This is a genomic window from Pseudomonas sp. PDM20, assembly GCF_014852575.3.
In the GTDB taxonomy this organism is placed as follows: Bacteria; Pseudomonadota; Gammaproteobacteria; order Pseudomonadales; family Pseudomonadaceae; genus Pseudomonas.
In genome coordinates this window covers 442,118-455,948 of record NZ_CM181224.1, presented here as the reverse complement: position 1 = coordinate 455,948, position 13,831 = coordinate 442,118, and the positions used below count along the sequence as shown (strand labels likewise).

Genomic DNA, 13,831 nt, shown 5'->3' with positions numbered 1-13,831 from the left:
GTCCTTGTTCATCTCAGGAGCATTGAATAGGCTTGCCCGATCCGGGCGAGTCGACCGTCTGACGAGCCATTATTTAAAGGAGCAGACCATGGGCCTGAACGCCGAGTGGATGCAGCGCGATCTCGAGGTGCTGTGGCACCCCTGCACCCAGATGAAAGACCACGAGCGCCTGCCGGTGGTCCCGATCCGCCGCGGCGAGGGCATCTGGCTGGAGGACTTCGAAGGCAAGCGCTACATGGACGCGGTCAGCTCCTGGTGGGTCAATGTCTTTGGCCATGCCAACCCGCGCATCAACCAGCGCATCAAGGACCAGGTGGACCAGCTGGAGCACGTGATCCTCGCCGGTTTCAGCCACCAGCCGGTGATCGAGCTGTCCGAGCGCCTGCTGCGCCTGGCACCGGCCGGCTTCTCCCGGGTGTTCTACGCCGACAGCGGCTCGGCCGGCATCGAAGTGGCGCTGAAGATGAGCTACCACTACTGGCACAACCTCGGCCAGCCGGAGAAGAAGCGCTTCATCACCCTGACCAACAGCTACCACGGCGAAACCGTGGCGGCGATGTCGGTGGGCGACGTCGCGCTGTTCACCGAGACCTACAAGTCGCTGCTGATGGACACCATCAAGGTGCCGACCCCCGACTGCTACCTGCGCCCCGAAGGCGTGAGCTGGGAAGAACACTCACGGACGATGTTCGCCGCCATGGAGCAGGCGCTGGAGCAGCACCATAAAGAAGTCGCGGCGGTGATCGTCGAGCCGCTGGTGCAGGGCGCCGGCGGCATGCGCATGTACCACCCGGTCTACCTCAAGCTGCTGCGCGAGGCCTGCGACCGCTACGGCGTACACCTGATCCACGACGAGATCGCCGTCGGCTTCGGCCGCACCGGTACGATGTTCGCCTGCGAGCAGGCCGGCATCACTCCGGACTTCCTCGTGCTGTCCAAGGCGCTGACCGGCGGCTACCTGGCGATGAGCGCGGTGCTCACCACCGACAAGGTCTACCAGGCCTTCTACGACGACTACGCCACCCTGCGCGCCTTCCTCCACTCGCACACCTACACCGGCAACCCGCTGGCCTGCGCCGCCGCCCTGGCGACCCTGGACATCTTCGAGCAGGACAACGTCATCGAGGCCAACAAGGCCCTGGCGGCACGCATGGCCAGCGCCACAGCGCACCTGGCCGACCACCCGCACGTCTCGGAAATCCGCCAGACCGGCATGATCCTCGCCATCGAGATGGTCCAGGACAAGGCCAGCAGGACGCCCTACCCGTGGCAGGAGCGTCGCGGCCTGAAGGTCTTCCAGCACGGCCTGGAGCGCGGCGCGCTGCTGCGCCCGCTGGGCAGCGTGGTGTACTTCCTGCCGCCGTACATCATCACCCCCGAGCAGATCGACTTCCTCGCCGAGGTCGCCAGCGAAGGCATCGATATCGCCACCCGCGACAGCGTGAGTGTGGCGGTCAGCGAACGCTTCCCCGAGCATCGCGATCCGGGCTGAAAGCGGCGGCAGGCTTCAGGCCATAGGCTGCAGGCGATACACTAGCCAGCCTGTAGCCCTTAGCCTGCCGCCTGTAGCCCAAAAAATGCGCCTCTCCCGCTTCTTCATCGACGCCCCGCTCTCCCTCGGCCAGCATGAGCTGCCCGAAGCCCAGGCCCACTACATCGGCCGCGTGCTGCGGCACACGGCCGGCGACGCCGTGCAGCTGTTCGACGGCTCCGGCCACGAATACCTGGGCGAACTGATCGAGGTCGGCAAGAAGAACGTCCGCGTGGAACTGCGCGAAGCCTTTGCCGGCCAGGCCGAGTCGCCGCTGCACATCCATCTGGGACAGGGTCTGTCCCGCGGCGAGCGCATGGACTGGGCGATCCAGAAGGCCACCGAACTGGGCGCCAGCGAGATCACCCCGATCGTCAGCGAACGCTGCGAAGTACGCCTGAAGGACGAACGCGCCGACAAGCGCATGGCCCACTGGCGCCAGGTGGCGATCAGCGCCTGCGAGCAATGCGGCCGCTCGGTGCTGCCGGTGCTCAACGCGCCGATCACGCTCGGCGAATGGCTGGAGAGCTGCGAGGCGCAACTCAAGCTGGTGCTGCACCCGGTGGCCGAACCGCTGACCAGCCATGACAAGCCGTCCAGCCTGGCCTTCCTGATCGGCCCGGAAGGCGGCTTGAGCGATGCGGAAGTGGAGCAGGCCAAGGGGGCTGGTTTCCATGCCGCGCGACTGGGACCGCGCGTGCTGCGCACCGAGACCGCTCCGGTGGTGGCATTGAGCGTGGCGCAGCAGCTTTGGGGTGATTTCTAACCGCTTCGGCGTCAGACGCCGCGCAACGCCAACCCCGCCAGCACCAGCAACACCACCCCGCACAACGCATGGCTGACCCGGTGCCAGCGCGGCGAAGCGTTGCGCCGCAGCCAGTCCACCAGTGCGGCGCAGAGGAAGCAGCAGCTCACCGAGGCGGTCATGAAGCCGGCGAAGAACACCAGCGAGTCCGCCAGCGACGGCACGCCGTCGACCAGACCGGCCATGGCGCCGCCCAGCGCGCCCCAGTAGACGATGTTCTTCGGGTTCGACAGCGACAGCATGGCCCCGGATGCGAACGCCCCGGCATTGTGCTCGCCGCTGTCGCCCTCCTCCGCCAGGCCGACCTGGCGAGCATCCATCAGGCTCTGCACACCCAGCCAGGCCAGATAGGCTGCGCTGGCCAGGGTCAGCGGCAGGCGCAGGGTCTCGTGACCGAGCAGCAACGCCAGCCCGGTGAGGCCGATCAGCGCCCACACCGCATCGCCGATCAGCGAGCCGAACTGCACCAGCAGCGCCGGGCGGAAGCCGCCCTTCAGACCACGGCGCAAGGTTTCGGCGAGGACCGCGCCGGGGGACAGGCAGAAGACGATGCCGAACAGCAGTGCGGCGAAGAACAGGGTCATGGATCAGCTCTCGAACCAGTAGGCGATGACGCGATTCTGCCTGGGCAGCGGCCGCCGGACTTGAACCGGATTGCTCAGCGCAGGGCGCGCTGGAAGTTGCCCGGCGACACACCATAAGCCGCGCGGAAGTGCCGGTTCAGGTGACTCTGGTCGGCGAAGCCCAGTTCGTGCGCCACTTCAGTGGCCGGCAGCCCCTTGCGCAGCAAGGCCTGGGCGCGCCGGGTGCGCAGTTGCATGGCCCACTGCCGCGGGCTAAGGCCAACCTGCTTCTGGAAGCTGCGCAGCAGGTGGAAGCGTGACAGGCCGAGGTGGGCGGCCATTTCGTCGAGGCTGGGTTGTCGCGCCAGGTCGGCGGCCAGCCAGTCCTGCAGGTCGGCAATCCGGCCGCCATTCTCCAGACTTTCCTGCGGCAGGCGCACGCCCATGGCGCGGGCGATCTCGGCCAGCAGCAGTGTCAGGCGTTCCTCGCCGCGCTGGCGAACGAAGGCATCATCGCCCAGCACGCCCTCGACGGCGTCGGCCAGGGCAGCGGCCAGGGCGGGAAGGCGGTCAGTGGGCCGCTCGAACTCCAGGCGCTGCAGGCCGAGCATCGTGGCCAGCTGCTCAGGCGCGATGTAGAGGCTGACGAACTGCCAGGGCTGGCCTTCGTCAACACCGCCGCCCTGAATCTGGCCGGGGTTGTAGGCGGTGATGGCGCCGGGGCCGGCGTCGAAGCTACGGCCATCCAGCCATACGCTTTCCTCGCCGCGCAGGTTGGCGCTGATGACGAATTCGTCGTGGCTGTGGCGTTCGAAACGGTGGCCGCCGAGGGTGGCGCCGGCGACCTCGAAGCCGGGTTGGTCCCCCAGCTGGGCAAGGCGCAGGCCACCGGTCATGGCGGGCTCAGATCAGGCCGGAGTCGGCCAGCTTCTGCTCCAGCGCGGCCAGGTCGGGGATGCGCGCCTGGGCGTCGCCCAGGTCAACCGCGTCCAGCTCCAGCGGCGCCAGCGGCACGTCGGCGCGCTTGAGATCACTGCCAACTTTCACCGAACGTGGGATGCCCTGCACCAGCAGGGCGAAGAATTTCACGTTGGGTCGCCCGCCCAGGGCGTTGACCACGATCACCCGCGCGCCGGGGCTGACTTCGGCCTGGCCGTCGGAGGCCGCCTCGAAGGACAGCAGCGGCAGGCGCAGGTCGCGCCAGGCCACCTGGCCCAGGTACCAGGACGGCAGGCCGTCCACCGGGTGCGGGGCACGGTAGGTGATCAGCTCGGCCACCGCCACGTTGGGCAGCAGCAGGTTGCGGTCGGCCAGTGGCACCAGCAGCGCGGTCAGGCTGCCGGGGGCCGCGGCACCCTTGGCAACAGCACCATTGGCAACGCCGGCATTGGCGACGGGAAGATCACTCATCGGTCCGATCTCACTGCGTGACTACGCCGACGCATTGCTCGGCGAGGTGATTGACCAGCGCCGCCGCGAGTTCGCGCGGGTCGCCGGAAAGGGTGCTGTAGCCGCCTTCGCGCAGGCTGTCGGGCATGCTCGAGCAGGCGCAGCTGTCGGCGCGCTGGGTCCAGATCGGCGCGCCCTGGCGGCGCACGTAGGCCGCGGCGGCGCTGCCGTCGCTGCACATGCCGCTGAACACGATCACGCCACAACGATCGCCGTACTGTTGGGCGAGGTTGAGCATCATCTGGTCGATGGACGGGCTGTAAGGCTCCGGCCAGCTGCGATCTTCCACGCGCATGCGCGCCGAGCCGTCGAAGCCCAGTTCGCGGGCGATCGGCACCACCACGACTTCGCCGCAGCGCACCGGGTCGCCGTCGCGCACGGTGTTGACGTGCCACTGGCTGTGGCGGCCGACCGCTTGCGGCAGGTTGGCCTCGAAGGAAGCGTCGATGTGCTGGGCGTACAGGAAGCCCACCGGCAGGCCGCCGGGCAGCGCATCGAGGAAAGTCTTCACCGCTGCCGGGCCGCCCAGCGAGGCGGCCAGCAGCCAGACCTGCGCCGCAGGTTCACCGGCCTTGAGCGGGGAGGCCGCGAGGTCATCGGGCAGCGTCACGCGGGTCGGGCGCTGCGCTTCGTCGAGCAGCGCAGCCAGGCTGCGGCCGACGCCGGCGCTGGGGTCGCCCACCAGCTTGCGCAGCTTGGAGACCAGCCGGCGCTCCCAGCGCGGGTAATGTTCGGAATGCCGCTCCGGTGCGTGGCCTTCGCCGAACAGTACGGGCACCCGCGACTGCTCCAGCAGGTTGTCCACCAACGGCGAATCTTCCTGCTGCGCCAGGTCCACCAGCCACAGGTCGGTCTCGCAGGCTTCCAGCTGCTCGCTTTCAAGGCGCGCCGGGTCGGCGTTGAGCACCACCTGGTAGCCATGGCCGGCCAGGGCCTGCGCCAGCACGTGGCGCTGCAAGGAGGTATCGGCAATCACCGCAATCCGCGGCGTGCTCTGCTCAGACATGGGCCTTCACCAGCTTGTGGATGTTCTCCAGCAGCTCGGATTCCTGGTACGGCTTGCCCAGGTACTGGTTGACGCCGATGGCCAGGGCACGGTCGCGGTGCTTCTCGCCGGTACGGGAGGTAATCATGATGATCGGCAGGTCCTTCAGCTGTTCATCGTGGCGCACCAGGGTGGCCACCTCGAAGCCGTCCATGCGCGGCATCTCGATGTCCAGCAGCATGATGTCGGGCTTGTGTTCCTGCAGCTGGGCGATGGCGTCCACCCCGTCCTTGGCGGTGAGCACGTTCATGCCGTTGCGCTCGAGCAGGCGGCTGGTGACCTTGCGCACGGTGACCGAGTCGTCCACCACCATGACCAGGGTCGGGCGCTGGTGCTCGATCTCCGCGGCGGCCGGGCCGGCCAGCTGGCGGCGCGGGGCGTGCTGGACATGCTGCGCATGGAGCACACGGATGGTCGCCAGCAGGTCGAGAATCACCACCACGCGACCGTCACCGAGGATAGTCGCACCGGAGATGCCGCTGACGCCGGCGAACTGCGCACCGAGGCTCTTCACCACGATCTCGCGCGAGCCCGCCAGGGCATCCACCTGCACTGCCACGGCGTGGTCCGCCGAGCGCACGAGGATCACCGGCAACGGCAGCGACTGCCCGACCAGCTTGGGATGCTGGCCATTGTTGAGCAGGTCGCCCAGGTATTTCAGTTCATAGCTCTGGCCCGCATATTCGAAGCTCGGCGCGGCGCCGGTCTCGTCGGCGGCAGCCTGCTCGTAGAGGGCTTCGAGCTCGTACGGGGAGACCCGCACGATACCTTCGATGGTGTTCAGCGGCAGGGCGTAGAGGTCTTCGCCGGAGAGCACCATCAGCGCGCGGTTCACCGACACGGTGAACGGCAGGCGAATGTCGAAGCGGGTGCCTTCGCCGATGCTGGAGTGGATGCTCATGGAGCCGCCGAGCTGCTTCACCTCGGAGTTCACCACGTCCATGCCCACGCCACGGCCGGAAATCTGCGTGACCTTCTCGGCGGTACTGAAGCCCGCCTCGAGGATGAACTGCAGCACCTCGTGGTCGTTCAGCTCGCTGTCGTCGGTCATCAGGCCACGCTCGATGGCCTTGCGGCGCACCGCTTCCAGGCGGATACCGGCGCCATCGTCGGCGAGGGTCAGGAGGATGTCGCCACCCTCGCGGCCCAGGGTCAGGCGGATGGTGCCCTGCTCGGCCTTGCCGGCGATGCGGCGCGCCTCGCCGGACTCGATGCCGTGGTCGACCGCGTTGCGCAGCATGTGCTCCAGCGGCGCGACGATGCGTTCGAGCACGGTACGGTCCATCTCGCCTTCGGCGTTGCTGACCACGAACTCGACCTGCTTGCCCAGCTCGCTCGCCACCTGACGGACGATCCGGCGCAGGCGTGGCACCAGGCGGTCGAAGGGCACCATGCGGGTGCGCATCAGGCCTTCCTGCAGCTCGGTGTTGACCCGCGCCTGTTGCAGCAGCAGGGTCTCGGCGTCGCGGTTCTTGGCGGCCAGGGTTTCCTTGAGGTCGAACAGGTCGGAAGCGGACTCGAACAGTGCACGCGACAGCTGCTGCAGCTGCGAGTAGCGGTCCATTTCCAGCGGGTCGAATTCTTCGTAGCCGGCGCGCTCGGCGTCGGCCTGGTGGCGCGAAAGGATCTGCGCCTGGGTTTCGGTATCGAGGCGGCGCAGCTGGTCGCGAACCCGCTCGATGGTGGCGTCCATCTCGCCCAGGGTCGAACCGACGTCGCTCACCTGCTGCTCGACGCGACCACGGAAGATCGAGGTCTCACCGGCGAGGTTGACCAGGCCTTCGAGCAGTTGCGCGGGCACCTTCACCAGTTCCTGCGGCGCGCGACGCGCAGCGGCTTCCTGGGCGGCTTCCTGGGCACGGCGGACGAAGGGCAGCACCACCGGCGCATCGCTGCGCTGCGGTACGGCCGCGGCCATGATGGCTTCCGGCAGTGCCGGCAGGTTCAGCGGGGCCGGAGGTTCGGCAATCGGCTCCTCGGCGAGGTCTTCCTGCTGGCCTTCGACGCTCTCGACTTCACCCAGGTGCAGGCGCAGCTGGTCGACTTCGGCCTGCAGGCCCTCGAAGCCGGACTGCGCGTCCATCAGCAGGCTTTCCGGCCAGGGCGCGCCCTGCTGCTGGGCTTCGCCCAGGTGCTGTTCGAGGTCGTGGGCCAGGTCGCCCAGGCTGGTCTGGCCAGCCAGGCGCGCACCGCCCTTGAGGGTGTGGAGAATGCGCAGCAGCTCGTCGAGCGCACCGTTCTCGCGCTCGGCGTCCCAGCGGCCCAGGGCCTGTTCCATGGCTTCGAGCAGGTCGTCGGCCTCTTCCAGGAAGATATCCAGGATGTCGGCTTCCGGGCCTTCCGGCGCTGCATGGGCGGAGCTGATCGCGTGCAGGCTGACGCTACTGGGGATGCTCAGTTGTTCTTCGGGGTTGGCACGAAATCGGTGGATCGCGTCGATCAGCGATTCACCTCCCGGAATCCGGCGATGCTGCTGAACCGCCTCGAGCATCTCGGCGAGACGGTCGTGGCAGCGCTGCAGCAGCTCGAAGAGTGTCGGGCTGGCGCGCAGGCGTCCGCCGCAGAGGCCTTCGTAGAGGAATTCCAGTTCGTGGGAGAGATCGCCGATGGGGCGGATCTCGGCCATCCGCGCGCCGCCCTTGAGGGTGTGCAGGTCGCGTTGCAGCGCTTCCAGCTCGACGCTGTTGTCGGGGTTTTCCATCCAGCGGTGCAGGGCACCGGAGGAGCTTTCGAGGATGTCGAAACCTTCCTCGAGGAAGATTTCCACCAGTTCCTGGTCGCGGTCTTCGTCCAGCTCGTACTCGCTGTCCTGAACGCCAGAGGCTTCAGGAGCAACTGCGACCGGCTGCGCTTCGGCAACTTCAGCCTCGGCGGCTTCGAGGAAGGCCTGCAGGTCGAGATCCTGCGCCGTGACTTCCAGCTCCGGCTCGGCGCCCGCGTCGGCAGCAATGCTTTCCGGCTCGATGGCTTCGAGCTCGATGCTGTCGAGCTCGATGTTTTCCAGATCACTGGCTTCAGGATCAGCCGTTTCGATGCCTTCAGCAGCTTCGGCTTCCGGCGCCACCTCGGCGGGCAGCTCCAGCTCGATGGCGTCTTCGATGACCGGCGGCAGTTCGAGGGTTTCGTCCTGCTCGGCCACGGCGTCCTGCTGCACAGCCAGGGCTTGCGGCTGGTTCAGGCCGGCGGCCGGGTTCTGGCGGAAGGTGCGGATGGTCTGCACCAGGTCGGCCGGGTCGGTCAGCGCCTGGCCGGCCTGCAACTGGTCGAGTTGGGTCGCCAGACGGTCGTGGCAGGTACGCAGCAGATCACCCAGCGGCTGGCTGTGCTGGAAGCGATGGTCCAGCAGGCCTTCGTAGAGCGATTCGAGTTCGTGGGACAGGTCACCGATCTCGCGGATTTCCGCCATGCGCGCGCCACCCTTGAGGGTGTGCAGGTCGCGCTGCAGGGTCGAGAGTGCAGCAAGGCCTTCGGGCGAGGCCAGCCACTGGTCCAGCGCCTGGCCGGCGTTATCCAGGATATCGACCGCCTCTTCGAGGAAGATCGCCACCATTTCCTCGTCCAGCGCCCGCGGCGGTTGCTGCGGGGCGGGATGGGCATGCGGGGTCTCGGCGGTGATAACCTCATCGTCGTCATCATCGGCGGCGCCGCGCGGGGCGCCGTCATTGTCGTTGCGCGCCGACCAGCCCAGGCCGTCGGGCAGGTTGTCGTCGTCCACCGGGCGGCCGCCCAGGAGGAACTCCTCGTCCTCGGCCGGGAAGTCCTCGGCGGTGAGGCTTTCCAGGTCGACGAACTCGATGTCCGAATCGTCCTGCTGGTCGTTCGCAGGCTCTTGCGGTGCGGCGACCGGAGCGTCCAGCAAGCGATGCAGCGCTTCGACCTGTTCCGGGCGGGCGCTGACCTGCAGGGCCGCAGCCACCTGGTCCATCATGCCGATCAGCGCCTCGTGGGCAGTTTCGGCGGCGGAGAAGAAGGCATCGCCGGTTTCCAGGCGCCCCTGGCGCACGGCGCCGTAGACCGCCAGCAGCGCATCGGCGAGTTCCGCCATCTGCGGCAGCTCGGCCATCTGCGCGCCACGGCTGAGGGTTTCCAGCTCGTCGTAGAGGGCGCCCAGTTCGTGGCGCTCCTGCGGGTGTTCACGCCAGCGGCGCAGCAGGTCCTCGGCGTCGAGCAGGATGTCCATGCCCTCGGCGAGGAACATGCCGATCATCTGCGGGTCGTTGCCGCTGCCCTCGCCGCTTTCACCGCGACGCTTGGCCTCGGCGGCCTCCAGGCGTTCCTGGTGGATCTGCGCGATGCGCGCCAGCAGCTCCGGGCTGCCCTCGATGGGCGCCAGCGGGCGGCCTTCGACAAGCTGGTCGAGACCGACGCGGAACAGGCCTTCAGCGGCGTGCAGCAGCTCGGCCTCGCGCAGGTCCACCTGCAACAGGTTGGTCTTGAATTCCTTGACCAGCCGCTCCAGCGGCGTGGCGATTTCCGCGATCGGCAGGATGCCGGCCATGTGTGCGCTGCCCTTGAGCGTGTGCAGGGCGCGCTGCAGGTCGTCGGTCACCGGCTGCGGCAGCTGTTGCGCGCAATCGGCGAGGAAGCCGACCAGGGTTTCCAGATGGGCTTCGGCTTCGTTGCGGAAGATCTCCAGCAACTGCGGGTCGAGGCTTTCGTCGAGGCCCTCGTTGGCCGCTTGCGCAGCGATTTCCTCGACGTCAGCCAGCTCGGGGGTGATGTCCTCGACCTGCGGCGCCGACTCCGGCAGCCCGCCACTCGGCGGCGGCACCGGCTGTCCCTTGGCCAGGGCGTGGGCGGTGGCGGCAAGACGGTCGACATCGTCGCGCTGGCGCTGGGCGCTGGCGGCGTACTCATCGATCAGTTCAGGCATCAGCGCGACGACATCCTGGACCACCAGTTGCACTGTCGGCGAGTCGGTGATGCTGCGATCCAGCACGCGATTGAGCAGGTTCTCGATGGACCAGGCCAGTTCGCCAATCACCAGGGCGCGGACCATCCGGCCACTGCCCTTGAGGGTGTGGAAGGCGCGGCGGATTTCGGTCAGCGACTCGCGGCCGTCGGCGCTCCCCAGCCAGGTCGGCAGGTGTTCGCCAATGGTTTCCAGCACTTCACCGGCTTCTTCGATGAAGACTTCGCGCAGCTCTTCGTCGATCGGTTCTTCGTCGGCGGGCGGCGGCAGCAGGCTGGGCGGCACGTCCTGGGCAGGCGGGTTGATCGCCTGGACCGGGGCAGCCATGACTTCGGCCAGGGACAGCGGCTTGGCCGGTGCCTCGGCGACCGGCTCGGGCTCGGCCGGCGGGCTGGGCAGCTCGACTTCCGGCAGGTCCAGTTCGGCGATGTTCTCGTCGCTCCAGGCTTCGGCCTGGAAGGCGGGCGTTTCGGCTTCGGCCAGCGACTCCAGCGGTTCGAGCTGCAGCGGCGCGTCGAGGCTGAGGTCGACGCCGGCGTCCAGCGCGGTCGGCTCGCTCAGCTCGCCCAGGGTCCAGTTGTCATCGCTGACCAGCGCGACTTGCGCGGGGGACGGCTCATCAGTGGCCGGTTGGGCGTCGAAGCTCAGGTCGTCCAGGGATTCCAGGGTCGCCAGCGGCGCGGGTTCGAGCGCTTCCAGGCTGGCGAAGTTTTCGTCCAGTTCCAGGGAAGGCGCAGGCGACTCGGCAGCCGGCTGGGTCAGGTCGACGCTGAACCAGTCTTCCTCGGCGGGCTTCTCGCCAGCCGGGGTGAGCGCTTCCATGTCCCAGCTCAGCTCGTCCACCGGGGCCGGAGCGGCCTCCAGCGACGGCAGGCTGGCGAAGTCTTCGACCAGCTCCGGGGTTGCCGGGGTGTCGCTCGGCGCGGTGGACAGGTCCAGGGCTTCCCAGGACTGCTCGGCAACGACGGCCTCCGCCGGAGCCGGCTCGTCGAAGCGCGGCGCCTCGGCCAGCGCAGCGGTGTCGTCCAGGCTCCAGCTCAGTTCATCGGCCAGCGGCTGCGCGGGAGCTTCTTCCAGCGTTTCGAGGCTGAACTCGATGCTGTCGGCCTTGTGGCTGTCGTCCAGCGACCAGCCTTCGTCGGCCAGGGTGGTGTCGGTGATCGGTGCAGCCGGCTCCAGCTCGATGTCCCAGCTGAGGCTTTCCGGCTCCAGCGTGGCGGTCGGCGCGCTCGGTTCGGTAGAGGCGGCCAGCGGCTCGACCTCGTCCAGGGTCCAGGCGCCCAGCTCAGCGATGGGCTCGGCGGCAGGCAGGCCGGAGTCCAGCTCCAGGGGCTCGAAGGTGAAGCTGGAATCGGCTTCGCCGGCAGCTTGGGCTTGCGGCTCGAGAGGGAGGTCGACGTCGGCCAGCAGCGCGGGCTCTTCCACGGCAGCAGGTTCGACGACCGGCTCCAGGGATTCGAACGTGAAGGTCTCTGCGTTTTCGACGGCGGGTTGTGGCGCGTCGAAGTCCGCCAGGTCGAGGGTCGGTTCTTCTACCGGGGCCGGCTGCTCAACGGGGGCCAGTTCTTCCGAAGGAGCGAGCTCTTCCAGAGAAGCAAGGGGGGCAGGCTGTTCGAGCGACGGCTCTTCGAGCGGGGCGGCCTCGAAGCCGGACGGCTCGAAGCTGTCGGCGATTTCCACCGGCGCGGCCAGTTCCGGGACTTCCTCCACGGGCACCGCTTCGGTCGGCTCGGCCAGCGGCTGGGCGGCCAGCACGTCGATCTCGTCGAGTGGATTGTCCAGCGGAGCAGGCGCGAAGGCGCTCGGCTCGGCGTCGAGGATCGACGGACGCGGCTTGAGCGAGTAGCCCAGGCTGTCCAGGCTCTCCTCGGCCACGTCGAGGATCATGTCGCCCTGGGTGTTGTGGTCTTCCGACAGGCGCTCGAGGTAGTACTCGACGCTGGTGATGGCGTCGGCCAGGGTGTCCAGGCTGTGCCAGTCCGGCACGGCCTGGCGCACCAGCAGTTGTTCCTGGATGTAGCGATTGCAGTTTTCCAGCAATTTCGCCGCACGTTCCTGGGAGATCATCGCCAGTCCACCGCGAACCTGCGTCAGCAGTTCCGGCACGCGGGCCAGGTGCTCGTGGTTCCACTGCGAGGCGATGAACTCGATGATCGCGTCCTTGGCCAGTTCCAGGCCGTTGCGCGCTTCCTTGATCACCACCTGGTGGATCTGCTCGACATCGGTGGTCGGCAGGACGTTCTCTTCGCGGCCCGGCTCTTCGCTCGGGCCGACCATGCCGGCCAGGGTGGCCTCCACATACAGCAGCGCACCGGCGACATCCATCAGGGTGGCGTCGCTGGGCTGGCGCTGGCCGTGGGCGAGCGCGCTGACCACGTCGATCTGGTCGAGGATGACCTTGCGCGGCTGGCCGAAGCCCAGCACGGCGAGGGTGTCGGCGATCTGCTTGAGCGGCGCCAGCAGGCTGCCCAGCTCGTTCACGCCGCTGCGGTCGCTGCGCACGAAGAGGTCGAGGCTGTCCTTGACCCGCACCAGCTCCTCGCACAGCGCGCCAACGACGGAGCGCATGGCGTCGCGGTCGGGGCCGGCGAGGCGGGCACGCTCCTCGTCCACCAGGGCTGCGCCCGGCAGGGCGTCGTCCAGGCGGTACTCGTCCTTCACCGCACGCACGCGCGGCGACTGGTCCGAGGCCTTGGCCACGTAGAACAGCAGGTTCTTGATCAGCTCGTCGGGCGCCGGCTGGTTCATGGCGTCGGCGCCCTGGTCGACCAGACGTTTGAACTCGCGGTCGACCTGGCGCAGCAGGTTACGCACCGAGGTGCCGTTGGCGATGCTGCCGTTGGCCAGGCCTTCGATCATCGCCGAGGCGATCACCCACAGACGGCCCAGCGGGGCGTCCTTGCACAGGGATTCGAGGCGGGCGAAGACGCGCGCCAGGTAGCCCAGGTTGGTCGGCAGGTCCTGGTTGCGGATAACGCCGACCAGGGCGACCTGCAGCATCTGCCGCAGCTTGCGCAGCAGCGCCGGCAGTTCGGCGGTGCGCAGGCGCGCCAGGGCGTCCACCGGCAATACCGGGGATTCGCGGGACAGGTCGGGGGAGAACAGGCTGGTTTCCGACAGCAGCTTCTCGCCACGGGCGGTGCGCAGGTCGTTGAGCAGCGGCAGCACCACCAGCGGCAGGTCGCGGCGGGCGCTCTGGATGCGCTCCAGGTAGGCCGGCAGTTGCAGGATGGCCTGCATCAGCACTTCCAGCGCTTCGCTCTGGCTGGAAGTCGTGCCGTCGATCAGCGCCTGGGTCAGGTACTCCATTTCTTCGGCGAGCAGGGCTGCGCCGTAGAACTCCACCATCTGCAGAGTGCCACGTACCTGGTGGATATAGGCCAGGCAAAAGCCCATCCGCGTCGGGTCCTGGGGATTCTCGACGTAGGATTCGAGGGCCTGCCGCGCCTGCTTGAGCGTTTCGGCAATCTCGCCTTTTACCCATTCCAGGGCGACATAATCGTGCCGATCACCCATAGCCACTCCA

Annotated in this window: 7 protein-coding genes; 2 read left to right on the top strand and 5 right to left on the bottom strand. The window is 68.1% G+C overall.

Going from position 1 to position 13,831, the window contains the following annotated elements:
• Positions 1-88: 88 nt before the first annotated feature.
• Positions 89-1,492 carry an adenosylmethionine--8-amino-7-oxononanoate transaminase gene (locus IB261_RS02200; protein ID WP_192383334.1) on the top strand — a complete coding sequence of 468 codons (1,404 nt, stop codon included), beginning with the start codon at positions 89-91 and terminating at the stop codon, positions 1,490-1,492.
• 85 nt (positions 1,493-1,577) lie between these two features.
• Positions 1,578-2,297 (top strand): 16S rRNA (uracil(1498)-N(3))-methyltransferase, encoded by a 720-nt coding sequence (locus IB261_RS02195; RefSeq protein ID WP_192383335.1) that lies wholly within the window; start codon positions 1,578-1,580, stop codon positions 2,295-2,297.
• Positions 2,298-2,308: 11 nt separating this feature from the next.
• On the opposite strand, the gene IB261_RS02190 is transcribed toward IB261_RS02195, so the two are convergent.
• The 5 genes from IB261_RS02190 to IB261_RS02170 form a co-directional block, all read right to left on the bottom strand.
• Positions 2,309-2,920, bottom strand: a complete 612-nt coding sequence (locus IB261_RS02190; RefSeq protein ID WP_192383336.1) for a LysE family transporter — start codon at positions 2,918-2,920, stop codon at positions 2,309-2,311.
• Positions 2,921-2,994: 74 nt separating this feature from the next.
• Positions 2,995-3,795 (bottom strand): AraC family transcriptional regulator, encoded by an 801-nt coding sequence (locus tag IB261_RS02185; protein WP_192383337.1) that lies wholly within the window; start codon positions 3,793-3,795, stop codon positions 2,995-2,997.
• 7 nt (positions 3,796-3,802) lie between these two features.
• Entirely contained in the window at positions 3,803-4,309 is a 507-nt protein-coding gene (locus IB261_RS02180; protein ID WP_192383338.1) for a chemotaxis protein CheW, read from the bottom strand.
• A 10-nt stretch (positions 4,310-4,319) separates the two neighbouring features.
• On the bottom strand, positions 4,320-5,354 hold the full coding sequence (locus IB261_RS02175; RefSeq protein WP_192383339.1) for a chemotaxis protein CheB: 1,035 nt from the start codon (positions 5,352-5,354) through the stop codon (positions 4,320-4,322).
• A complete protein-coding gene (locus tag IB261_RS02170; RefSeq protein ID WP_192383340.1) occupies positions 5,347-13,821 on the bottom strand; it encodes an Hpt domain-containing protein in 8,475 nt (2,824 codons plus the stop codon). The genes IB261_RS02175 and IB261_RS02170 overlap by 8 nt, the downstream gene beginning before the upstream one ends.
• Positions 13,822-13,831 lie beyond the last annotated feature (10 nt).

What these genes read in the sequence shown, in the direction of transcription:
- IB261_RS02200 (WP_192383334.1), top strand. Translation starts at nt 89, where the DNA reads ATGGGCCTGAACGCCGAGTGGATGCAGCGCGATCTCGAGGTGCTGTGG.
- IB261_RS02195 (WP_192383335.1), top strand. Translation starts at nt 1,578, where the DNA reads ATGCGCCTCTCCCGCTTCTTCATCGACGCCCCGCTCTCCCTCGGCCAG.
- IB261_RS02190 (WP_192383336.1), bottom strand. Translation starts at nt 2,920, where the DNA reads ATGACCCTGTTCTTCGCCGCACTGCTGTTCGGCATCGTCTTCTGCCTG.
- IB261_RS02185 (WP_192383337.1), bottom strand. Translation starts at nt 3,795, where the DNA reads ATGACCGGTGGCCTGCGCCTTGCCCAGCTGGGGGACCAACCCGGCTTC.
- IB261_RS02180 (WP_192383338.1), bottom strand. Translation starts at nt 4,309, where the DNA reads ATGAGTGATCTTCCCGTCGCCAATGCCGGCGTTGCCAATGGTGCTGTT.
- IB261_RS02175 (WP_192383339.1), bottom strand. Translation starts at nt 5,354, where the DNA reads ATGTCTGAGCAGAGCACGCCGCGGATTGCGGTGATTGCCGATACCTCC.
- IB261_RS02170 (WP_192383340.1), bottom strand. Translation starts at nt 13,821, where the DNA reads ATGGGTGATCGGCACGATTATGTCGCCCTGGAATGGGTAAAAGGCGAG.